Here is a 23,105-nt window from a genome sequence, read left to right as displayed (position 1 = left end):
CGATGCAGACACGACGCACACCGCTCGTCTCGACGACGCTCGGCACCTCGCGCGAACTCGTCAGCTTTCAGTTCGGCGACGCCGGGCGCGGCGGCGAACGGGTTTATATCCAGTCCTCGCTGCATGCCGACGAAACGCCCGCGATGCTCACCGCGTGGACCTTGAAGAAGCGCCTCGCCGAGCTCGAGGCCGCAGGCCGCGTGAGCGGTGAAATCGTGCTCGTGCCGGTGGCGAATCCGATCGGTTTGTCGCAGCACGTGCTCGGACAGTTTCTCGGGCGCTTCGAGGCGAACAGCGGCCACAACTTCAATCGCGGCTTTCCGTTGCCGTCCGCCGACGCATTGATCGAACGCGTGGGCGCGCGCCTGTCATCCGACGATGCGGCGCATAACGCGCGTGTTTTGCGTGACACGCTCGTCGGGATGCTCGGCGAAATGTCCGCGAAGAATGAATTCGAGTCGCTGCGGCTCGCGCTGCTCACGATGGCGTCGCAAGCCGATATCGTGCTCGATCTGCATTGCTCGCTCGAAGCGACGATGCACGTCTATACGAGCCCCGCGAGCTGGCCCGCGATCGAGCCGCTCGCGCGCTATCTCGGCGCCAACGGCGTGCTGCTCGCGACCGATTCCGGCGGACAGTCGTTCGATGAGGTTCACGCGCTGCTGTGGAACGAGGTGCGTGCGCGCCTCGGCGATCGCGCGCCGCTCGGTGCGCCGAATATCGCCGCGACGATCGAGCATCGCGGGCAACGGGACGTGGATTACGACACGGCATCGCAGGATGCGGATGCCATCGTCGATTATCTGATCGCGCGCGGGGTGATCGAAGGCGAAGCGACCGACGCGCCGCCGCTCGCGCAACCGGCGACGCCGCTCGCGGGCAGCCAGCAGTTGACTGCGCCGGTGAGCGGGATCGTGGTGTATCGCGCGAAAGTGGGCGCGCGGTTGAAGGCGGGCGATGCAGTGTTCGATATCGTCGATCCGATCACCGATGACGTCACGACCGTTACGACGAGCAATGATGGCGTGTTTTATATGCGGCGCGCGATTCGCTTCGTGTATGCGGGGGCGCCGATGGGGCGGGTGACGGGGGAGAAGGCGGTGCGCACAGGTGTGTTGATCGGGGCGTGACGGCGCGCGTCGCAGATCGATCGTCCCGACAAGCACGCCTCTTCCGTGATGGCTAGAATGACTCCTCCCTCCCGAGGAGTCTCGCCATGCTGGACTTCGCACACCACGCCCGCACGCCCACGCTCGATATCGCCTACGCCGACTCCGGTCCCGCCGACGCTCCAATCGTCGTGCTGATCCACGGCTGGCCGGATGCGGCGCGCGCGTGGCACGCGGTCGCCAAACGGCTCAACGACGCGAACTACCGCACCATCGTGCCCGAGTTGCGCGGCGCGGGCGGCACCCGCTTTCTGCGCGATGACACCGTGCGCGACGGCTCGGGCGTCGCGCTCGCGAAAGACTGCATCGATCTCGCGGACGCGCTCGGCATCGCGCAATTCGATGTCGTCGGCCACGACTGGGGCGCGCGCGCCGCATACACGATGTCCGCATTGTTTCCGCAACGCGTGCGCCGCATGGCTGCGCTGGCGCTCGCCTATCAGCCGCGCGGCGTATTCGAATTGCCGGATTTTTCGCAGGCGCGGCGCTTCTGGTACCAATGGTTCATGTCGCTCGACGGCGGTCCCGACGCCGTCGCCGCCGATCCCAAAGGTTTCGCGCGCATCCAGTGGGACACGTGGTCGCCGCCCGGCTGGTTCGACGAGGCCGAATTCTCGGCCACGGCGCGCGCCTTCGACAACCCCGACTGGGTGCCGATCACCCTCAACGCCTACCGGCGACGCTGGCGCGGCGATCAGCCATCCGATCCGGCGCTGGCCGATCTGTATGCCCGGCTGGCGACGATCGAACGAATCGACGTGCCCGCGCTGATGATCCAGGGCGGCGCGGACGCCTGCGACGAACCCTCCAGTTCGGAAGGCCAGGAAAAATATTTCACGGCGGGCTATCGACGCGTCGTCATCGACGGAGCGGGGCACTTTCCCTGCGCGAGGCGCCGGACGCCGTCGTGGACGCGGTCATCGCGCATCTGAAGTGACCGACGGATCAGGCGAGTGTCTTGCGCACCGGAAGCGGACACTCCTGACACGTTTGGCGACAATTACTGTATGCGTGTACAGTACTGTTCGCTATGGCGGCTGTGCGCTTCCGAACGGTCGAACGGACCGCCAAGCGGCTCCGAAAGCCGCCTAACTCATTGAACCGGTTGAAAAATTGGCATCGAACAACGCAATCCGCATTCGTGGCGCCCGTCAGCATAATCTGAAGAATCTCGATCTCGACCTGCACACCGGCCAGATGACCGTCGTGACCGGCCCGTCCGGCTCCGGCAAGTCGAGCCTCGTCTTCGACACGCTCTACGCGGAAGGTCAGCGGCGCTACGTCGAGACCTTCAGCGCCTACGCGCGCCAGTTTCTCGACCGGATGGACCGCCCGCAGGTCGATCGCGTGGACGGCGTGCCGCCCGCTATCGCCATCGACCAGACGAATCCGGTGCGCAGTTCGCGCTCGACCGTCGGCACGATGACCGAGCTGAACGACCACCTGAAGCTGTTCTACGCGCGCGCCGCCGAGCTGTTCGACAAGAAGACCTCGCACCGCGTGCGCCACGACACGCCCGAAACGATCTACGCCGAGCTGCTCGAACGCACGCGCGCCGACGATCCGCGCCTCGCGGTCACGTTCCCGGTCGAATTGCCCGATACCGCCAGCGACGAGGAAGTCGAGCAATGGCTGTCCGCGAGCGGCTACACGCGCGTGCAGGCGAAGCGTCACGTGCAGACGGAAACCGGCGCACGGCAGATGCTCGATGTCGTCGCGGATCGTTTCCGCTTGCAGAACACCGAGCGCTCGCGCGCGCTGGAAGCGATCGAAAGCGCGTTGCTGCGCGGCACCGGGCGCGTGAACGTCTATGTGCTGAAAGAAGAAGCCGAGCCGGAAATCTGGCGCTTCTCGACCGGTCTGCACAGCCCCGAGAGCGACCTGCGCTACGCCGACCCGCAGCCCGCGCTGTTTTCCTTCAACTCGGCCTACGGCGCGTGCGAAACATGCCGTGGCTTCGGCCGCGTGATCGGTGTCGATTACGGTCTCGTCATCCCCGACGAAAACAAGACTCTGCGCGAAGGCGCGGTCAAGACGCTGCAGACGCCCGCATGGAAAGAAAATCAGGACGATCTGGTGCGTTACGGCGCGAAGGCGGGCATTCGTCTCGGTGTGCCCTGGAAGGATCTCACGCGAGAAGAGCGCGACTGGGTCATCAAGGGCTCGCCCGACTGGACCGGCAAGTGGCAGAACCAGTGGTACGGCGTGCAGCGCTTCTTCGACTATCTGGAGTCGAAGGCTTACAAGATGCACATCCGCGTGCTGCTGTCGAAATATCGCAGCTACACGACGTGTCCGGTGTGCGCGGGCGCGCGCCTGAAAACCGAATCGCTGCTGTGGCGTCTCGGCACGAAGGAACAGGCCGACGCGGTGTTGCCGCCGTCGCAACGCTTCAAGCCGGAAGGCGTCGACTGGACACGCGCGCAACTTGAGGCCTTGCCGGGCCTCACCGTGCACGATCTGATGCTGATGCCGATCGAGCGCATCCGCCGCTTCTTCGATTCGCTGACGCTGCCATCGACCTTGCTCGATGAAGCGCTCAAGCTGCTGCACGCGGAAGTACGCACGCGTCTGAAATATCTCTGCGATGTGGGCCTCGGCTATCTGACGCTCGATCGCCAGAGCCGCACGCTGTCCGGCGGCGAAGTGCAGCGCATCAACCTGACGACCGCGCTCGGCACGTCGCTCGTCAACACGCTGTTCGTGCTCGATGAACCGAGCATCGGTCTGCATCCGCGCGATCTGAACCGCATCGTCGAGGCGATGCATCGGCTGCGCGATGCGGGCAACACGCTCGTCGTCGTCGAGCACGATCCTTCGGTGATGCTCGCGGCGGATCGTCTCATCGACATGGGACCGGGTCCGGGCGAGCGCGGCGGGCAGATCGTCTACGACGGCGCGCCCGGCGATATTCAGGTCACCGATACATTGACCGGCGCGTATCTCGGTGGCCGCAAGCATGTCGCGCATGCATCGAACTGGAACCGGCGCATCGTCGATGCGAACACGCCGCGTCTCACGCTCGAAGGCGCGAGCGATCACAACTTGCAAGACGTCACGGTCGAGATTCCGCTGCAACGGCTCGTCTGCGTGACGGGCGTGTCGGGTTCGGGAAAATCGACGCTGATTCAGGACGTGCTCGCGCCCGCGCTGATGCGTCACTTCGGCAGAGCGACGGAAGCGCCCGGCGCGTTTCGCGCATTGAAGGGCGCGGAGCATTTGAGCGATGTCGTGTTCGTCGATCAGTCGCCGATCGGACGCACGGCGCGCTCGAATCCGGCGAGCTACGTGGGCGCATTCGATGAAATCCGCAAGCTCTATGCGAAGGCGCCGCTCGCTTTGCAGCGCGGCTACAGCGCGAGCATGTTCAGCTTCAACTCGGGCGATGGCCGTTGCCCGACGTGCGGCGGCTCGGGCTTCGAGCACGTCGAGATGCAGTTCCTGAGCGATGTCTATCTGCGCTGCCCGGACTGCGACGGACGGCGTTATCGCGCGGAAATTCTCGAAGTGAAGATCGAGCGCGGCGACCGTCAGTTGAGCGTCGCCGATGTGCTCGAACTCACCGTCAGCGAAGCGGTCGCGCTCTTTGCCGAGGACAAGGAAGTGCTGCGCGTCCTGCAACCGATCGTCGATGTCGGTCTGGAATACGTGAAGCTCGGTCAGCCGGTGCCGACGCTCTCGGGCGGCGAAGCACAGCGTCTCAAGCTCGCGGGTTTTCTGGCGGAAACCTCGCAGGCCAAGAACAGCGAACGCCGCCTCTTCATGTTCGACGAGCCGACCACGGGCCTGCACTTCGACGACATCGCCAAGCTGATGCAGGCGCTGCGGCGCTTGCTGGAGCGCGGGCATTCGCTGATCGTCATCGAACACAATCTCGACGTGATTCGCGCGGCGGACTGGATCATCGATCTCGGTCCGGAAGGCGGCGATGGCGGCGGGCAAGTGGTGTGCATCGGCACGCCGGACGATGTCGCCGCGTGCGAGCAGTCGCATACGGGCCGCGCGCTCGTCGACTACGAAGAAGCGATGGCGCCGGGCGCGGCGGAAAAGCGCGCGGGCGTGCCGCTGCAACGCGCGGCGGAAGTCGCGAGCGCGCGCCGTGCCCTGCAGGGCGAGAACGTCGTGCGTATCGTGAATGCGCGCGAGCACAACCTGAAGTCGCTCGATGTCGATATCCCGCACAACAAGTTCAACGTCGTGACGGGCGTGTCGGGTTCGGGCAAGTCGACGCTCGCGTTCGACATCCTCTTTCACGAAGGCCAGCGCCGCTACCTCGAATCGCTGAACGCCTATGCGCGCTCCATCGTGCAGCCGGCGGGCCGTCCCGAAGTCGATGCGGTCTATGGCATTCCGCCGACCGTCGCGATCGAGCAGCGCCTGTCGCGCGGCGGCCGCAAGTCGACGGTGGCGACGACGTCGGAAGTCTGGCACTTCCTGCGTCTGCTGTACGTGAAGCTCGGCATCCAGCACTGCATCCACGATGGCACGCCGGTGCAGTCGCAAAGCTCGGAATCGATCGCCGCGCAAATCATGCGCGACTTCAAGGGCCAGCATGTAGGCCTGCTCGCGCCGCTCGTCGTGAATCGCAAGGGCGTCTATACCGATCTCGCGAAATGGGCGAAGGCGCGCGGCAATACGCATCTGCGCGTGGATGGCGAATTTCTGCCGGTGAGTCCGTGGCCGAAGCTCGACCGCTTCCGCGAACATACGATCGAGCTGCCGGTCGCGGACCTGGTCGTATCGGCGGATAACGAAGCCGAACTGCGCCGCCTGCTCGATGAAACGCTCGAAATCGGCAAGGGCGTGATGCATCTGTGCGCGCCGCTCGACGACCTGCATGGATCGTGGCAGGACGGCGCGCGCCGGGGCAAGGAAGAAACGCGCGTGTTCTCGACCAAGCGTGCGTGTCCGGTTTGCAGCACGAGTTATCCCGAACTCGATCCGCGCATGTTCTCGTACAACAGCAAGCACGGCTGGTGCAATACGTGCGTCGGCACGGGCGTGAAGCTGACGCGCGAACAGCGCGCCGCATTCGACGATACGGTGTTTGCGCAGGACGATCGCGGCCGCGAGCAGAGCATCGGTTCGGTGGATCAGGAGCCGGACGATATCGTCGATCAGCCGTGCCCGGACTGCGAAGGCACGCGTCTGAACGATGTCGCGCGCGCGGTCACGTTCGGCGACTATCCGATCACGGAAGTGGGCCGCTGGACCGTGAGCGACACGCGCGAGTGGATTTCGACGCTGAAGCTCAAGGGCCGCGAAGCGGATATCGCGCGTGACGTGGTCAGCGAAATCGAAGGGCGTCTGCAGTTTCTCGAAGAAGTCGGGCTGGGTTATCTGAGTCTCGATCGCGCCGCGCCGACGCTTTCCGGCGGCGAAGCGCAGCGCATTCGTCTCGCCGCCCAACTCGGCAGCAATCTGCAAGGCGTGTGTTATGTGCTCGATGAGCCGACCATCGGTTTGCATCCGCGCGACAACCTCATCCTGTTGAGCGCGCTGAAGAAGCTGAACGACAAGGGCAATACGCTGGTGGTCGTCGAGCATGACGAAGACACGATTCGCCGCGCCGATCACATCATCGATATCGGGCCGGGCGCGGGCAAGCGCGGCGGCACGGTGGTCGCGCAAGGCAACGTCACAGATCTCGCGGCGCACAAGGCGTCACTGACGGGGCAGTATCTTGCAAACCCGATCGTGCATCCGTTGCAGCCGCGCCGTGAAGTGCGTGCAGCAACGCCGAAGCGGTCCGCCGTGCCCGAGCAGTGGCTGACGGTCGAAGGCGCGACGCTGCACAACCTGCGCAACGTGACCGCCAGCATGCCGTTGAATCGCCTCGTCGCGATCACGGGCGTATCGGGCTCGGGCAAGTCGACGCTCGCGCGCGACGTGCTGATGACCAATCTGCTCGATGCCGTCGGCCGCTCGGTGCTGTCGTCGCCCGCGGTGCGGCGTGCGCGCAAGGCTGCGCAAGCGTCGGACACCAGCAAGCCCGGGACGAAATCGCGCGCCAGCGTGCTTGCGCGCGAAGCGCCGCGTCCGAAGTTCGATGTCGCGCACGCGTGGCAGGGCTGTCGCGGCGTGACCGGCTTCGAGGCGATCGATCGCGTGCTCGAAGTCGATCAGACGCCGATCGGCAAGACGCCGCGCTCGTGCCCGGCGACGTACATCGGCATGTGGGACACCATCCGCAAGCTGTTCGCCGATACGCTCGAAGCCCGCGCGCGAGGCTACACGCCGTCGCGCTTCTCGTTCAATACCGGCGACGGGCGCTGTCCGGCGTGCGAAGGCCAGGGCGTGCGCACCATCGCGATGAGCTTCCTGCCCGACGTGAAGGTGCCGTGCGACGTGTGTCATGGCCAGCGCTTCAACCCGGAGACGCTGGCGGTGACGTGGCGCGGCAAGAACATCGGCGAAGTGCTGACGATGGAGATCGACGAAGCCGTCGAGTTCTTCTCGTCGATGCAGAGCATCGCGCATCCGTTGCAGTTGCTGTGCGATGTCGGGCTCGGTTATCTGACGCTCGGCCAGCCGTCGCCTACGCTGTCGGGCGGCGAAGCGCAGCGCATCAAGCTCGTCACCGAACTGTCGAAGGTGCGCGACGACATCACGCGACGCGGCCAGAAGCCGCCGCACACGCTCTACGTGCTCGATGAGCCGACGGTCGGCTTGCACATGGCGGACGTCGCGAAGCTGATTCGCGTGCTGCATCGGCTGGTGGATGGCGGGCATAGCGTGATCGTCATCGAACACGATCTCGATGTGATCGCCGAAGCCGACTGGGTGCTCGATCTCGGACCGGAAGGCGGCGTGAACGGCGGCACGATCGTCGCGGCGGCGGACCCGGACACGCTCGCGACGCATCCGCGCAGCCACACGGGCGCGGCACTGCGGCCGGTGCTTGCGCGCACGCGGGAGGCCGAAAATGCTGCGTGATCTCGATACGCTGATCGCATCGATGCAGCCCGAACTGCAGCCGGGCGTGTATGTGTTCGCGTCGCTGCCGCACGATGCGGCGATGAGCGGCGCGGGCATCGTCGCGACGTTTCGCGAGCGCGAGGGCTTGACGGTCGTGATGGAGGAAAGCGCGGCGCAGGCGGCGGGCGTCGCGCCGCTGTTTCGCGCGGCGTGGATCACGCTGACCGTTCATTCCGATCTGCACGCGGTCGGTTTGACGGCGGCGTTCGCGCGTGCGCTCGGCGACGCCAACATCAGTTGCAACGTGATTGCGGCGGCGTATCACGATCACATCTTCGTTCCTGTCGATGATGGCAAGCGCGCCGTCGACGTTCTTCAGGATTTGCAGCGCACTGCTGGTAAGCTTTCGGCCTCTCCAAAACCATGACCCGAAAATAGATGGAAACGCAGGACAAAGCCGTCGCGCTCAAAAGAATGAAATGGTTCGCCGCTGCATTGCTCGTTGCGGCGGGTTGCCTGTTCGCGCTCGCGAAAAGCCAGCACGATGCGGGCGTGTGGGCGTGGGTGTCATCGTTCGCGGAAGCCGCGATGGTCGGCGCACTCGCGGACTGGTTTGCGGTCGTCGCGCTGTTTCGCCATCCGCTCGGCGTGCCGATTCCGCACACGGCGATCCTGCCCGCCAACAAGGCGCGCGTCGCGGACAATCTCGCCGTGTTCGTGCGCGACCGTTTTCTCGGCACCGATGCGCTGGTTGCGCGCGTGAACGCGTTCGATCCGGCGAGCCGTCTGTCGATGTGGCTCGCGGAGCCGAAGAACGCGGAACTGCTCGGCAAGAAGGCGGTGACGGCCGTGGGCCAGTTGCTGTCCTTCGTCGACGACGAGCGCGTGAAGACCATGCTCTACGACACGCTGCGTCGCCGCGCGGCGTCGTTCGATCTCGCGAGCGCGGCGGGCAGCGTGCTGTCGACGCTGACGTCGGACCGGCGTCATCAGTTGCTGCTCGACGAAGGCCTGAAGCAGATGGCCGCCTGGCTCGACAAGCCCGAGGTGCAGGAGATGCTTGCGGGGCGCATCGTCGCGGTGGCGGGCGAGGAGTATCCGAAGCTCATCGGCATGCTGGGTTTCGTCGGGCTGAACGCCGAGGATCTCGGCAACAAGTTCGCCGCCGGGCTCGTGCGCGGCGCGAACCAATGGCTGCACGATGTGAGCAGCGATCCGGAGCACGAGCGTCGGCGTGCGTTCGATGCTGCGGTGGAGCGGTTCGTCGAGCGGCTGAAGACGGATGAGACGTTCAAGGCGCGAATCGACGAGCACAAGCGCGAATGGCTCGAGCGGCCGGAGTTGCGCGACTATGTGAACGGGCTCTGGGACGAGTTCATCGCGTGGCTCGATGCGGATATCAGGCGGCCGGAGTCGGCGCTGCATACGAAGGTCGTGGGGATGGCGGCAAGCTTTGCCGCAGCGCTCGGGAATGATCCGGCGTTGCGGGATTCGATCAACGAGCATATGCGCGATGCGTTGAAGGCGCTTGCGCCGGAGTTGCGCGATGGCATCGCTAAGCATATCGCGGCTACGGTCAAGCAGTGGGATGACGCTACGCTCGTGCGGGATGTTGAGCTCAATATCGGGCGGGATTTGCAGTTTATTCGCGTGAATGGGACGCTTGTTGGGGGGGCTGTCGGGATTCTCATTCATGCCGTGACGGTTTGGGTGGGGTGAGGGTGTTGTCGCCGGATCCCGTTTTCGTGTCGGTTTATTAGCGTTGCCCCTGTGCGGGGCGGCAGTCACTTTCTTTGCTGCTGCAAAGAAAGTAACCAAAGAAAGCAGCTTGAGCCGCCCGCGGTCACACGCAATTTGGGTATTCTTCTCCTCGCCCGTGGCCTCTGTAGCGAGTGCCCTCGTAGGCCCCATCGGGCTTGGACCGCGCACGGTCTGTCACATCGCACCACACGCGCGACTGGTTCAGCACGAAATGGCTCCGGCCCGCTGCGCGGCCGATGGGTACATCGGGTCTGCGTGGGCTTCTGCGTTTCTCTTTGCTCTTTTCTCGTTGGTTTCCCTTGCATACCCTTCGGCAGCGCGTAGCGCTGTGCCGGATGTATGATTGCTGGACCTTTGTGTTCAGGGAACTAGCTCGTCAGACCGTGCGCGGTCCACGCCCGGTCAGGCCTACGAGGGCACTCGCTACAGAGCCCACGAACGAGGAGAATAGTGGCCAAATTGCGTGTGACCGCGGGCGTCTCGAGCTGCTTTCTTTGGTTACTTTCTTTGCAGCAGCAAAGAAAGTGACTGCCGCCCCGCACAGGGGCAACGCTCATGGACCGACACGCTCACGGGATCCAGCGACAAAAGCAGCAACACGACAAAGCGCAAAACAAAACCAATGCCCAACGCCAACACCGCCCTGATCGAACGCTTCTACACAGCGTTCCAGAACCGCGATGCGGAAGCGATGTCCGCCTGCTACGCCCCCGACATCCACTTCCAGGACCCCGCCTTCGGCATACTGCGCGGCGCGGAAGCCGGCGACATGTGGCGCATGCTCCTCGGCCGCGCGACCGACTTCACGCTCACCTACGACAGCATCGACTCCATCGGTCAGACCGCGAGCGCGAAAGCCATCGCGCGCTATACCTATTCCGCCACAGGCAACACCGTCGTCAACGCAATCCAGTCGTGTTTCGCGATCCGCGACGGCCTGATTGTCGAACAAACCGATGTCTTCGATCTCTGGCGCTGGAGCCGTCAGGCGCTCGGCGTGAGCGGCTGGCTTTTCGGCTGGACGCCGCAGATGCAGCGCGCGATCCAGAAAAAGGCCCGCACGGCGCTCAAGGCATATCGCCAGAAGGCGTCGACGCCATGACCCGGATCGACCGCCCCGACGAACGCAATATCGAAAACGAATGGCTCGAAGCCGATGCCAGCGGCGGCTTCGCTTCCGGCACCGTCGGCACGACGCGCACGCGGCGTTATCACGCGCTCCTGCTCGCCGCGACGCAACCGCCCGCCGGACGCGTCGTGCTCGTGAACGGCATCGAAGCGTGGCTCGACGTGAACGGCACGCGCTTTCCCCTGACGATGCAGCGCTACGCTCCCGACGTGCTCTACCCGGACGCATCCGCAAGCCTGCTTTCCTTCGACACCGAACCGTGGCCGACGTGGCGCTTTCGCATCGGCGAGGATGCGACCGTCGTCGCGGAAGTGTTCGTCGCGAAGGAGGACCGGGAGACCGTGCTGCGCTGGCGTCTCGAAGGCGCACCGAAAGCGGCGAAACTCGAAGTGCGTCCGCTCCTGTCAGGACGCGACTATCACGCGCTGCATCACGAGAATCCCGCATTTTCCTTCGATGCCACGCTCGAAGGTGAACGCGTGCAATGGCAAACCTACGGCGATCTGCCCGCCATCTGCGTGACGTCGAACGGCGCCTACGAGCACGCGCCCGACTGGTATCGCAACTTCTGCTATGCGCGCGAACGCGAGCGCGGCCTCGATTTCGTCGAAGACCTCGCGACGCCCGGCGTCTTCGCCTTCGACCTCGCGCGCGGCGACGCCGTGATGATCCTGCACGCGCACGCAGGCCACGACAAACCGTTCGAAGACAGCGCGCTCGCGCATGCGGCGCGCCTGGCGGCGCGGGAAACGGAGCGCCGCGCGGCGCTGGGTTCGCGGCTCGCGCGCTCGGCGGACGCGTATGTCGTCAATCGCAACGTCGGGCGCACGATCATCGCGGGTTTTCCGTGGTTCACCGACTGGGGCCGCGACACCTTCATCTCGATGCGCGGTCTGCTGCTCGCATCGGGACGCAATCAGGAAGCGGAATCGATCCTGCTCGAATGGGCCGACACGATCTCCGAAGGCATGGTGCCGAACCGCTTCCCGGACGGCGGCGGGCTGCCCGAGTACAACTCGGTCGATGCATCGCTGTGGTTCGTCGTCGCCGTGCACGAGTATCTGGCGACGGACCACGCGCACGCCGCGACCACGAGCCGCCTGCAACGCGCCGCCGACGCCATTCTCGAGGGCTATGCGCGCGGCACGCGCTTCGACATCGCCGCCGATACCGACGGCCTGCTGCGTGCGGGCACGCCCGGTGTGCAACTGACGTGGATGGACGCGAAGGCGGGCGACTGGGTCGTGACACCGCGCATCGGCAAGCCGGTCGAGGTGCAGGCGCTGTGGATCAACGCGCTCTCCATCGCGAGCATGTGGAATCCGCACTGGCAGGCGTTGCGCGATCAGGCGCAGGGCGCGTTCGCCGCGCGCTTCGTCGATCCGGACACGCACACGCTGTTCGATGTCGTCGACGCCGATCACGAGTCCGGCAAGGTCGATCGCTCGATTCGTCCGAATCAGATCTTCGCGGTCGGCGGTTTGCCGTTTCCGCTCGTCGATGGCGATATCGCGCGCGCCGTCGTCGCGCAGGTCGAAACGCAACTGCTCACGCCGCTCGGATTGCGCACGCTCGCGCCGTCCGATCCCGCGTACAGGGCGCGCTACGCGGGCGGCGTGCTGGAGCGCGACGGGGCATATCATCAAGGCACCGTGTGGCCGTGGCTGATCGGTCCGTTCGTGCAAGCGTGGGTGCGTGTGCACGGCGCGGCGGGCGCGCGCGAGCGCTTTCTTGCGCCGCTGTACGCGCATCTCGATCGATACGGCCTCGATCACGTCAGCGAAGTCGCCGATGGCGACGCGCCGCACACGCCCGGCGGCACGCCATTCCAGGCGTGGTCGCTGGCGGAGTTGCTGCGCATCGAGAAGCTGCTCGATGCCGGCTGAAACGCGCTAAATTACCAGTCTTGCCTGCTGTGTTGCCTTCGCAAACGAGGAGACGTCCATGCCGAAATCGCGCCCCGTCAATCAGCTCGACACCGTCGAGGGCTCGCGCCTCCATTCGCAGGACTGCTCGCGCTGGCAGCGCTGGGGCCCGTATCTGAGCGAGCGCCAATGGGGCACGGTCCGCGAGGACTACAGCGAATTCGGCACGGCGTGGGAATATTTCCCGCACGATCACGCGCGCAGCCGCGCGTATCGCTGGGGCGAGGACGGGCTCGCGGGCTTCGGCGACGACAAACTCAACTGGTGCATCTCGCTCGCGCTCTGGAACGGCTGCGATCCGATCCTCAAGGAGCGGCTCTTCGGTCTGACGAACGAGGAGGGCAACCACGGCGAGGACGTGAAGGAACTGTACTTCTACCTCGACGGCACGCCGACGCATTCCTACATGCGTATGCTCTACAAGTATCCGCATGCGGCGTTTCCCTACGCCGATCTCGTCGATGAAAACGCGCGGCGCGGCGCCGACATGCCCGAGTACGAAGTGCTCGACACCGGCGTGTTCGACGACGAGCGCTACTTCGACGTGCAGGTCGAATACGCGAAACACACGGCCGACGACATCCTGATGCGCGTGACGATCGAGAATCGCGGCGACGTGTCCGCGGCGCTCGATGTGCTGCCGCAGATCTGGGCGCGCAATACGTGGTCATGGAAAGAGACGCCCGTGAAGCCGTCGCTGAAAGTGGAGACGGTGCAGGGCGAGGGAACCTACGTGCTCGCGCAACAGGGCAATCACGAGCCGATGGTCGTCACCGCATGGTCGCCTGATGCTCAGGATATCGAATGGCTTTTCTGCGAAAACGAGACCAACGTCAAACGTCTGTTTCATATGGAAGGCGAAGGGCCGTTCAAGGACGGCTTCAATGATTACATCCTGAACGGCAACACGGACGCGGTCCGCCGCGATACGGGCACGCGCGCGGCGGCGCATGTGCATCTGGAACTTGCGCCGCACGGCAAGGCGGTGGTGTATCTGCGCTGGCGGCCCGAATCCGCGCCTGACGCCGTGCCGCTCGACGTCGACGGTCTCTTCGCGCGCCGTCTCGCGGAAGCGGACGAGTTCTACGGCGCGCTGCAACACGACATCGTCGATGCCGATCAGCGGCTCGTGCAGCGCCAGGCGCTCGCGGGCATGCTGTGGTCGAAGCAGTTCTATCAGTTCGACGTGACGCGCTGGCTCGACGGCGATCCGCTCCAGCCGAAGCCGCCGAAACAGCGGCGCTTCGGGCGCAACGTGGACTGGCGGCATCTGTGCAACGCGGACATCGTGTCGATGCCGGACAAGTGGGAATATCCGTGGTACGCGTCGTGGGATCTCGCGTTTCACGCGGCGGCGTTCGCGCTGATCGATCCGGAGTTCGCGAAGCGTCAGTTACTGCTGCTCGTGAAGGACCGCTATCAGCATCCGAACGGCCAGTTGCCCGCCTACGAATGGGCCTTCAGCGATGCAAACCCGCCCGTGCATGCCTGGGCGACATGGCGCGTCTACGAGATCGATCGCGCGATCACGGGCAAGGGCGATCGCGATTTTCTGGAACTCGTGTTCCACAAGCTGCTTCTGAACTTCTCGTGGTGGGTCAACCGCAAGGACGCCGACGGCAAGAACATCTTTCAGGGCGGCTTTCTCGGGCTGGACAACGTGGGCATCTTCGATCGTTCGTCGCCGCTGCCCACGGGCGGCCACATCGATCAGGCCGACGGCACCGCGTGGATGGCCGCGTACGCGCTCGACCTGATGCGTATCGCGCTGGAGCTGGCGTACGCGAACAAGGTGTTCGTCGATATCGCGGTGAAGTTCTTCGAGCACTTCCTGTATATCGCCGAGGCGGTGAGCTGCGAGGACAACTGCGATACCGGTCTCTGGGACAGCGAGGACGAATTCTTCTACGACAAGCTGCGTCTGCCGGACGGCTCGAACATCCCGATGCGAATTCGCTCGATCGTCGGGCTGATTCCGCTATTCGCCGTGCACGTGCTGGAGCCGAAGGTGTATCGCTCGTTGCCTGAATTGCGCGAGCGCCTGCACTGGTTCCTGGAACATCGCACCGATCTCGCGCGGCTCGTGTCGCGCTGGAATGTCGCGGGGCAAGGCAACAGCGTGCTGCTGTCGCTGTTGCGCGGACACCGGATGAAGGCGCTCCTCGCGCGCATGCTCGACGAGACCGAGTTCCTCTCCGATCACGGCGTGCGCGCGCTCTCGCGCGTGCATCTGGACAACCCGTTCGTCTTCTATCACAACAGCGAGAGCTTCAGCATCCGCTACCTTCCGGCGGAATCGGACTCGCGCGTGTTCGGCGGCAATTCGAACTGGCGCGGCCCCGTGTGGATGCCGGTGAATTATCTGTTGATCGAATCGATCCGCGAGTTTCATCGCTATTACGGCGACGATTTTCGCGTTGAATATCCGACCGGCTCGGGGCAGAAGTTCTCGCTCGCCCAGATCGCCGACGAACTCGCGCGCCGCGTCACCACGCTCTTTCTGCTCGATAAAAACGGCGAACGCCCGGTGATGGGCGCTTACCCGCTGCTTCAGGCCGATCCGCGCTCGCGCGATCTCGTGCTCTTTCACGAATACTTCCACGGCGACAACGGGCGCGGCGTGGGCGCATCGCATCAGACGGGCTGGAGCGGACTGGTCGCGCTGCTGTTGCATCCGCATGCGACGGGACCGTCCGGCGTCGTGCCGCTCGCGGGCGAAGCCGATGCCGATATTCAGGAGTTCGCCGGAGCGAAATGAGGTCTCGCGCGGTAAGCGTTTTTTGGTGCTTCGCAAAAGTCAACAGCGAAGCACCGAAACGCGTTGTTCGGAATTATCTGGTATTGCTGGGCGCTCCAACTGCGTAAATTTGTGATGGGCACAAATCGATAACAGTTTGGATAACGGAATGATTTACTCCATCGGCGCCTATTCGTTGAGCGGCTATCAACTAGGCTTGGGAGCCTGCTGTAATACTCACGTCGAGTACGAGGACTGTCCGCCGCTTACCCTCGTCATGCTGGTGTTCGCCGCCGCCATGCTGGGCGGCGCGTGGTTCAGCAGCCAGTTCGACAGCTTCGCCGCCGGGTGGATCGCGTGGGTTGCGATTCTCGCCATGCTGGGCGCATTCATCGATCGCCGCTTCAGTGGCGCGGCTGCGCTCGAACGTCGCATTCGTCAGCGCGAGAAGGCGCGCCTTTACGCGCTCTGCAACATGTCCGCGATGACTGACTTCAGGCAGCAATGGCCTGACTGGAGGACGTCAACAACACGGGAATGGACTTCGACGTCGGCGTACCGGCGCCATCCGCAACCGATGACAACGGCACGAGCGGGTTGGTTTCCGGGTAATACGCACCGAGGCAGCCTCGCGGAATGTCGTATTCGACGAGCTTGAAACCGTCCACGCGGCGCTCCACGCCGTCGTCCCACACGCTCGTGATATCCACGAATTCACCCGGCTCGAAGCCGAGCATGTCGATATCTTCGCGGTTGGCGAACAGCACGTGCCGCTGTCCGTATACACCGCGATACCGATCGTCGAGGCCGTAGATCGTCGTGTTGTATTGATCATGCGAGCGCGTCGTCATGAGCGTCATCAGGCGCTCGCCGTGAAGCGCGCGGGCGCGGTGGATCGGCGTATCGAACGCGATCTCGTGCACGATGAATTGCGCCTTGCCGCTCGGCGTCTTCCAGACGCGATCTCGCGAAGCCACGCCGAGATGAAAGCCGCCCGGTTGCTTCAGGCGCTCGTTGTAGCGTTCGAAGCCCTCGATCACTTTTTCGATGCCATCGCGGATCAACGCGTAGTCGGCCGCATGCGCGAGCCAGTCGACCTTCGATGAACCGAGCGTCGCACGCGCCATGCGCGCGACGATCGCCACTTCGGAAAGCAGATTCTGCGAGGCCGGCTTGTTCATGCCGTACGAGATGTGCACCATGCTCATCGAATCCTCGACGCTCACGCCCTGCGGCACGCCGTTCTGCAAGTCGATTTCCGTGCGGCCGAGCGTCGGCAGAATGAGCGCGTCGCGGCCATGCACGAGATGGCTGCGGTTGAGCTTGGTCGTGATGTGTACGGTCAGATCGCACGCGCGCATCGCTTCCCAGGTGCGCGGCGTGTCGGGCGTCGCGATCGAAAAATTGCCGCCCAGTCCGATGAACACCTTCACCTTGCCTTCGAGCATCGCGTGAATGGTTTCGACGACGTCGTGGCCGTGCTCGCGCGGCGGCTCGAAATCGTACGCGGCGCCGAGCTTGTCGAGAAATTCCTGAGTCGGCTTTTCCTCGATGCCCACCGTGCGGTCGCCCTGCACGTTCGAATGGCCGCGCACCGGACACAGGCCCGCGCCGCGCCGGCCGATATTGCCGCGCATCATCATCAGGTTCGAAAGAATCTGGATGGTGGGCACGGAATTCTTGTGCTGCGTGAGGCCCATGCCCCACGTCGCGATGACGGCGCGGCCTTTCGCGTAGATATCGGCGAGATTGAGCAGTTCGTCCATGTCCACGCCCGATTCCGCGATGATCGCGTCCCAGCTTTCGGCGCGCAGGTCATCGGCGAAGGCGTCGAAACCGACCGTATGCTCCGCGATGAAATCGACATCGAGCACGCGTTCGGCGCCGTTCGCGCGGGCGTCGTCGTCCAGTTCGATGATGCGCTTCGCGACGCCCTTGATGAGCGCGAAGTCGCCGCCCACTTTCGGACGGACGAACACCGAGCTGATTTTCACGCCCTTCGGTGACAGCATGTCGAGCGTGTGTTGCGGGCTCGCGAAGCGTTCGAGGCCGCGCTCCTTCAGCGGATTGATCGACACGATGGTCGCGCCGCGCTTCGCGCAGTCACGCAATTCGCCGAGCATGCGCGGATGGTTCGTCGCCGGATTCTGACCGAACAGCAGCAGCGTGTCGGCGTGTTCGAAGTCGTCGAGCGTGACCGTGCCCTTGCCGATGCCGACCGTATGCGGCAAACCGCGGCTCGTCGCTTCGTGGCACATGTTCGAGCAGTCGGGGAAGTTGTTGGTGCCGTACATACGCACGAACAACTGATACAGAAACGCGGCTTCGTTGCTCGCTCGGCCGGAGGTGTAGAAGGCGGCGCGGTCCGGATCGTCGAGTTTCTTCAGGTGCGACGCGATCAGTTCGAACGCATCGTTCCATTCGATCGGCACGTAGCGGTCGCGCTTCGCATCGTAGACGAGCGGATCGGTGAGACGCCCGTGCTGCTCCAGTTCGTAATCCGTTTGCGCCATCAGCGACGACACCGTGTTCATCTCGAAGAACGCGGGCGTTACGCGCTTGCTCGTCGCTTCGGCGGCGACGGCCTTCACGCCGTTCTCGCAGAACTCGAAGGTCGAGGCGTGCTCGCGGTCCGGCCACGCGCAGCCGGGGCAATCGAAGCCATTGGGCTGGTTCTGCTTGAAGAGTGTCCGGTAGTTCCCGCCGGCCACTCGTTCCTTGACGAGATTGATGGCGACCTGCTTCAACGCGCCCCAGCCAGCGGCGGGATGTGTGTACGGTTCGATGCGGGCTTCGGGCTTCGTCATGGCGTTTGGTCGAGGTGGAGCATGCGATGACTGAAGCGTACTGTGTTCCGAATTAAACGCGGCGCACAGAAAATACAAAATCGGAGGAATACAGTTGCGGCGTTTTGCCCTAGACTGCGACTCAGGTCCGAAACCACCGGAAAGCGCCCGTTGAAGCTCTACGAAAAACTCGCCGATGAAATCGCGGAAGCCGTGCGCCGCGGCGTGTTCGCGCCGGGCGAAAGGATCGCGTCCGTGCGGCAGGCGAGCCAGCAGCACGGCGTGAGTATCAAGACCGTGCTGCATGCCTACGCGATTCTGGAAAGCCGCGGCATTCTGGAAACGCGTCCGCAGTCCGGCTATTTCGTGCGCGCGCAGCCGCAGCCGAGTGCGGGGCACAGTCAGCCGAAGCGCGTGATCGCGACCGCGTCGGAAGTCGATGTGAGCCGGCTCGTGCTCTCGACCTTGCGCAGTATCGGCGCGCACGATGCCGTGCCGTTCGGCTCGCCGTATCCCGATCCCGGGCCGTTCCCGTGGCGGCGCATCAACCAGTATGCAAACGCGATCGCGCGGCGGCATGCGAGCTGGAATCTCATCGACGATCTGCCGCCGGGCAATCCGGAACTGATCCGCCAGATCGCGCGGCGCTACGCGGAGAACGGCGTGCCGGTCGATCCCGAGGAGATCGTGATTACCGTCGGCGCGACCGAGGCGATCAATCTGAGCCTGCAAGCGGTCGCGAAGCCGGGCGACACGGTCGCGGTCGAATCGCCGACTTACTACGCGATGCTGCATGCGATCGAGCGTCTCGGCATGCGCGCGATCGAGGTGCCGACGCATCCGGCCGAGGGCATCGACATCGAGGCGCTCGCGCAGATCATCGCGCGCAGGAAGATCGCCGCGTGCATGGTGATGCCGAACTTCCAGAATCCGCTCGGCTTCCAGATGCCGGATGAGCGCAAGCGGCAACTCGTCGAGCTGTTGTCCGCGCATGAGATACCGGTCATCGAGAACGATGTCTATCACGAGCTGTATTACGGCGATGCGCGTCCGTCGGCGCTCAAGAACTTCGACACGAAAGGGCTCGTGCTGCATTGCGCATCGTTCTCGAAGAGTCTGACGGCGTCGTACCGTATCGGCTGGGCGATGCCAGGGCGATATCGGGCGCAGGTCGAGAAGCTCAAGTTCCTCAACACGCTGACGACGCCATCGGTGCCGCAGGTTGCGATCGCCGATTACCTGCGGCAGGACGGCTACGACCGGCATCTGCGGCGCGTGCGGAAGCTGTATCGGCAGCAGTCGCGGATCATGAGCGCGATGGTCGAGCGTTTTTTCCCGGCGGGCACGCGCACGTCGGCGCCGCAGGGCGGTTATGTGTTGTGGGTGGAGTTGCCGGAACGCGTCGATTCGATGCGGCTGTATCGCGCGGCGCTCGAAAGCGGCATTACGGTCGGGCCGGGCCATATGTTCTCGACGCGCAATGCCTTCAGCCACTTTATCCGGCTCAATTACAGTTATCCGTGGACCGCGCAGAGCGAGACCGCGTTGCAGCGGCTCGGCGAACTCGTCGGCGAGATTGGCCACGGCAAAGGAGATCGCGCATGAGTGATGACATCGATCCGGCGCTCGTCGCCGTGCTGGCGCAGCTCTGGCGCGCGCGGACGGAAACGCCCGGGCGCGCGTGGTCGCTCGCGAAACTGGCGAAACAGTCCGATCTGCCGATGAGCGCGTTGCGACGGCAATTGACCGGATTGGCCGATGGCGGGCTTATCGAGATGCAGATGAACGAGGAAGGGACGGGAAGCGCGTGGTTGACCGAGGAAGGGGCGGGGCTGTGTCGGGCGGTGTTCGGGGAGGAATCGTAAAGCAGTCGGAAATCGACTGGCCTCGTCATTCGATAGATCTAGGTGCATCATAGGTGGCCACTTAGCCTTACTGCTCAGCCCTTGGACATCCACATCACCCTGCTCGGCCGCCGCGACCTTACCGGCCAGATCTACGGCCAGCTTCGCGCGGGCATCATCGAAGGGCGGCTCGCCGCGAACGCGCGCCTTCCTTCCACGCGCGATCTCGCCGTGCAACTCGGCGTCTCGCGCAAGACCACGCTCGAAGTCTTCGAACGCCTCATCGCGGAAGGCTTTCTGCGCACGCGCGCGGGCGACGGCACCTTCGTCGCGGAAGGGCTCACGCGCCTGCCGTCCGCGCAACCCGAACCTGTTGCGTCGGCCCGCGCCCGTGCGACCGGCATCTGGCGCAACATGCCCGAACGCATGTCGATGCCCATGCCGCCCGCCCGCGAAACGCTCGACTGCGATTTCAAGGGCGGCGTGACCGACAAATCCCTCTTTCCCCACGACGTCTGGCGACGCTGCATGAATCATGCATTGCGCGCGCAGGCGCGCTCGAGCGGCGGCGTCGCGGGGTATCGCGATCCGGGTGGCGAGCAGGAATTGCGGCTCGGCATCGCGCGTTATCTCGCGTTCAGCCGCGCGGTCGTGTGCAACTGGCAGGACGTGCTCGTGACGCAGGGCGCGCAACAGGCGCTCGATCTGCTCGCGCGCGTCACACTCCAGCCGGGCGATGTCGTCGCCGTCGAGGAGCCGGGCTATCCGCCCGCGCGAGCGATCTTCGCGGCGCTCGGCGCGCGCATCGCGCATGTGCCGGTGGACGGCGAAGGTCTCATCGTCGGGAAGCTGCCGCGCAACACGCGCCTCGTCTACGTGACGCCGTCGCATCAGTTTCCGCTCGGCATGCCGATGAGCCTCGACCGGCGCGTCGAACTGCTCGAATGGGCGGCGAAGCGCGGCGCGATGATCGTCGAGGATGACTACGACGGCGAATTCCGCTTCGAAGGCCGGCCGGTGGAATCGCTCAAGAGTCTGGATCGCGCGGGGCTGGTCGCGTATGTCGGCACGTTTTCTAAGACGCTCTTTCCCGATCTGCGGCTCGGCTACGTGGTGCCGCCCGCGACGCTGTCCGGGCCGCTCTGGAACGCCAAGCAGATCGGCGACTGGCACAGTTGCATGCTGACGCAGACGGCGCTCGGCGCGTTCATGCTCGACGGCGAATACGCGAAGCATCTGCGCCGCATGCACAAGGCGTATGCGGAACGTCGCGCGATACTGATCGGGCATCTGAGAGGCGAACTCGCGCCCTGGTTCGAGCCGCTGCCGGCGACGGCAGGCATCCATCTGGTCGCGCGGCTCGCTGATCTATTGCAGGAAGAAGCGGTGGTCGCGGCGGCGCGCGCCGTGTCGGTCGGGCTGTATGGAATCGGCGCGCTCTACGCGGGCGCGCCGGCGCAGCAGGGCGTGCTGTTCGGCTACGGCGGAACGAACGCCGCCGCGGTCGAGCGCGGCATGACGCGCCTCGCCGCGCTCATGCCGACGCTCGCCCGCTAGCCGTCGACGATCACTGATCGCACAACAGCAGCAGCTTTTCCTGCGCGCTGCAACTTGCTTTCTTCGGCTTTTGCGCGGCCGGGTCCTGGTCACGCGTGGCGACTCTGCGCGTCGGGTTCTGCGACTGCTCGGCCGCCGCTGTGCGCTGCGCGATGCACGCGCGCAAGTGCTTTTCCATCGGCGGATAGTATTTCCAGCCGCGCGTGAGCGGCGGCAGTTCCAGATGCACCTGCTTCCACTTCGGATGGCCGTTGGCCTGCAGCGTGTCGAAGTTCGTGCACAGTGAATCGGCGAACTTCGACAGCGCGCCGACCGTGCCGCGCAAGCCGTAATCGTAGGTCACGAGGAACGCCTTCACCGTGAGCGTCGGGGTGTCTTCCTGAATCCAGTTCGGATAGCTCGTCGTGCGGATCGTCGCGGGGAAATAGGTCTGCTTCGCGCGCGCGGTTTCCTGCGCGCTCGAATCGAGACGCAACAGCTTGATCTGCTTCAGCAACTCGGGATTCATGTCCTGGAACAGTTTCGCCGGCTGGCCTGCGACGATCACCGCCACGTCGATCTTGCCGACGATCAGCCGCGCAAGCGAATCCTCGTTGTTGAGGTGCTGCTCGTTCGCATCGGCGATCGGCTCGCCGAACATCAGCCGATACAGCGTCTCCGCCGATTGCGCTGTGCCGCTGCCGATCGGCCCGACGCTGATGTTCTTGCCCTTGATCTCGTGGATGTACTTCATCGGCGAATCCGCGCGCGTGACGAAGTAAATTTCCTCGTCGTAGAGCGGCATGATGAGCCGCAGCGGCTTGATGATCTTGCCCGCCTCCGCGTTGCCCGAGGTCGCCATGTCCATGTACGCCTGATACACGTCCGACTGCACCAGCGCGAACTTCACGCCGGGTTCGTAGCGCATGCGCTGCACGTTCTCCGCCGACCCCTTCGACGGCAGCACTTCCAGCTCGATCCCCGCCGGCTCGGCCACGTACTTCGACAAGTCCTGGCCGATCTGGATATACGTGCCGCGCTCCTGGCCCGTCGTGATCTTGTAGGGGACCGGATCGGCGGCGAAACTCGCCCCTGCGCCGATCAGCCCGGCGATGGCAAGAAGTGCCAGCGCGCCCCGTGCGGCGTTGCGCATGCTTTTTGTGGTGAACATGATTGACCCTTTGATCGGAGTTGGACGGGTGCTTTTGAAACTCGCGCGATGCGAAGGTCGATTCGCGGCGCGCGCAATCTGCTCATGCGCGGTCACTCACATGCGGCCCGACGCGAAGATGCGTGATGG

At 64.5% G+C, this 23,105-nt stretch carries 14 protein-coding genes; 11 read left to right on the top strand and 3 right to left on the bottom strand.

Annotated features, from left to right (window positions below):
* The first annotated feature begins 2 nt into the window (after nt 1–2).
* The 8 genes from NK8_RS19530 to NK8_RS19495 all read left to right on the top strand — a co-directional run bounded on the left by NK8_RS19530 (nt 3) and on the right by NK8_RS19495 (nt 15,660).
* Entirely contained in the window at nt 3–1,130 is a 1,128-nt protein-coding gene (locus NK8_RS19530) for a succinylglutamate desuccinylase/aspartoacylase family protein (RefSeq protein WP_213229093.1), read from the top strand.
* Between the two features lie 86 nt (nt 1,131–1,216).
* Nucleotides 1,217–2,101: an alpha/beta fold hydrolase gene (locus NK8_RS19525; protein ID WP_225936275.1), complete on the top strand. Its 885-nt coding sequence runs from the start codon at nt 1,217–1,219 to the stop codon at nt 2,099–2,101.
* Nucleotides 2,102–2,282: 181 nt separating this feature from the next.
* Nucleotides 2,283–8,105: an excinuclease ABC subunit UvrA gene (gene uvrA, locus NK8_RS19520; RefSeq protein ID WP_213229091.1), complete on the top strand. Its 5,823-nt coding sequence runs from the start codon at nt 2,283–2,285 to the stop codon at nt 8,103–8,105.
* A complete protein-coding gene (locus NK8_RS19515) occupies nt 8,095–8,514 on the top strand; it encodes an ACT domain-containing protein (protein ID WP_213229089.1) in 420 nt (139 codons plus the stop codon). The genes uvrA and NK8_RS19515 overlap by 11 nt, the downstream gene beginning before the upstream one ends.
* Before the next feature lie 11 nt (nt 8,515–8,525).
* On the top strand, nt 8,526–9,806 hold the full coding sequence (locus tag NK8_RS19510; RefSeq protein WP_162067692.1) for a DUF445 domain-containing protein: 1,281 nt from the start codon (nt 8,526–8,528) through the stop codon (nt 9,804–9,806).
* A gap of 664 nt (nt 9,807–10,470) precedes the next feature.
* Entirely contained in the window at nt 10,471–10,950 is a 480-nt protein-coding gene (locus tag NK8_RS19505) for a nuclear transport factor 2 family protein (protein ID WP_213229087.1), read from the top strand.
* Entirely contained in the window at nt 10,947–12,863 is a 1,917-nt protein-coding gene (locus NK8_RS19500; protein ID WP_213229085.1) for an amylo-alpha-1,6-glucosidase, read from the top strand. The genes NK8_RS19505 and NK8_RS19500 overlap by 4 nt, the downstream gene beginning before the upstream one ends.
* Before the next feature lie 58 nt (nt 12,864–12,921).
* On the top strand, nt 12,922–15,660 hold the full coding sequence (locus NK8_RS19495) for a glucosidase (RefSeq protein WP_213229083.1): 2,739 nt from the start codon (nt 12,922–12,924) through the stop codon (nt 15,658–15,660).
* Nucleotides 15,661–15,876: 216 nt separating this feature from the next.
* On the opposite strand, the gene NK8_RS19490 is transcribed toward NK8_RS19495, so the two are convergent.
* Together NK8_RS19490 and NK8_RS19485 are read right to left on the bottom strand one after the other, a co-directional pair.
* Nucleotides 15,877–16,017, bottom strand: coding sequence for a hypothetical protein (locus NK8_RS19490; RefSeq protein ID WP_213229081.1), 141 nt, complete (start codon nt 16,015–16,017; stop codon nt 15,877–15,879).
* A 116-nt stretch (nt 16,018–16,133) separates the two neighbouring features.
* Nucleotides 16,134–18,446: an FdhF/YdeP family oxidoreductase gene (locus NK8_RS19485; RefSeq protein ID WP_213229079.1), complete on the bottom strand. Its 2,313-nt coding sequence runs from the start codon at nt 18,444–18,446 to the stop codon at nt 16,134–16,136.
* 150 nt (nt 18,447–18,596) lie between these two features.
* Between NK8_RS19485 and NK8_RS19480 the strand changes: the two genes are divergently transcribed.
* The 3 genes from NK8_RS19480 to NK8_RS19470 all read left to right on the top strand — a co-directional run bounded on the left by NK8_RS19480 (nt 18,597) and on the right by NK8_RS19470 (nt 21,826).
* Complete coding sequence (locus NK8_RS19480) at nt 18,597–20,030, top strand: PLP-dependent aminotransferase family protein (RefSeq protein ID WP_213229077.1); 1,434 nt, start codon at nt 18,597–18,599, stop codon at nt 20,028–20,030.
* Nucleotides 20,027–20,290, top strand: coding sequence for a helix-turn-helix domain-containing protein (locus NK8_RS19475; RefSeq protein WP_213229075.1), 264 nt, complete (start codon nt 20,027–20,029; stop codon nt 20,288–20,290). The genes NK8_RS19480 and NK8_RS19475 overlap by 4 nt, the downstream gene beginning before the upstream one ends.
* A gap of 81 nt (nt 20,291–20,371) precedes the next feature.
* Nucleotides 20,372–21,826, top strand: coding sequence for a PLP-dependent aminotransferase family protein (locus NK8_RS19470; RefSeq protein ID WP_213229073.1), 1,455 nt, complete (start codon nt 20,372–20,374; stop codon nt 21,824–21,826).
* Between the two features lie 10 nt (nt 21,827–21,836).
* On the opposite strand, the gene NK8_RS19465 is transcribed toward NK8_RS19470, so the two are convergent.
* Nucleotides 21,837–22,976, bottom strand: a complete 1,140-nt coding sequence (locus tag NK8_RS19465; RefSeq protein ID WP_162067683.1) for a TAXI family TRAP transporter solute-binding subunit — start codon at nt 22,974–22,976, stop codon at nt 21,837–21,839.
* Between the last annotated feature and the right edge of the window lie 129 nt (nt 22,977–23,105).

The organism is Caballeronia sp. NK8, assembly GCF_018408855.1.
Taxonomy (GTDB): Bacteria; Pseudomonadota; Gammaproteobacteria; order Burkholderiales; family Burkholderiaceae; genus Caballeronia.
The sequence above is the reverse complement of the archived record's forward strand: the minus strand, read 5'-3'. Positions and strand labels throughout refer to the sequence as shown.

What these genes read in the sequence shown, in the direction of transcription:
- NK8_RS19530 (WP_213229093.1), top strand. Translation starts at nt 3, where the DNA reads ATGCAGACACGACGCACACCGCTCGTCTCGACGACGCTCGGCACCTCG.
- NK8_RS19505 (WP_213229087.1), top strand. Translation starts at nt 10,471, where the DNA reads ATGCCCAACGCCAACACCGCCCTGATCGAACGCTTCTACACAGCGTTC.
- NK8_RS19490 (WP_213229081.1), bottom strand. Translation starts at nt 16,017, where the DNA reads ATGGCGAGAATCGCAACCCACGCGATCCACCCGGCGGCGAAGCTGTCG.
- NK8_RS19495 (WP_213229083.1), top strand. Translation starts at nt 12,922, where the DNA reads ATGCCGAAATCGCGCCCCGTCAATCAGCTCGACACCGTCGAGGGCTCG.
- NK8_RS19515 (WP_213229089.1), top strand. Translation starts at nt 8,095, where the DNA reads ATGCTGCGTGATCTCGATACGCTGATCGCATCGATGCAGCCCGAACTG.
- NK8_RS19475 (WP_213229075.1), top strand. Translation starts at nt 20,027, where the DNA reads ATGAGTGATGACATCGATCCGGCGCTCGTCGCCGTGCTGGCGCAGCTC.
- NK8_RS19500 (WP_213229085.1), top strand. Translation starts at nt 10,947, where the DNA reads ATGACCCGGATCGACCGCCCCGACGAACGCAATATCGAAAACGAATGG.
- NK8_RS19510 (WP_162067692.1), top strand. Translation starts at nt 8,526, where the DNA reads ATGGAAACGCAGGACAAAGCCGTCGCGCTCAAAAGAATGAAATGGTTC.
- NK8_RS19465 (WP_162067683.1), bottom strand. Translation starts at nt 22,976, where the DNA reads ATGTTCACCACAAAAAGCATGCGCAACGCCGCACGGGGCGCGCTGGCA.
- NK8_RS19525 (WP_225936275.1), top strand. Translation starts at nt 1,217, where the DNA reads ATGCTGGACTTCGCACACCACGCCCGCACGCCCACGCTCGATATCGCC.
- NK8_RS19485 (WP_213229079.1), bottom strand. Translation starts at nt 18,446, where the DNA reads ATGACGAAGCCCGAAGCCCGCATCGAACCGTACACACATCCCGCCGCT.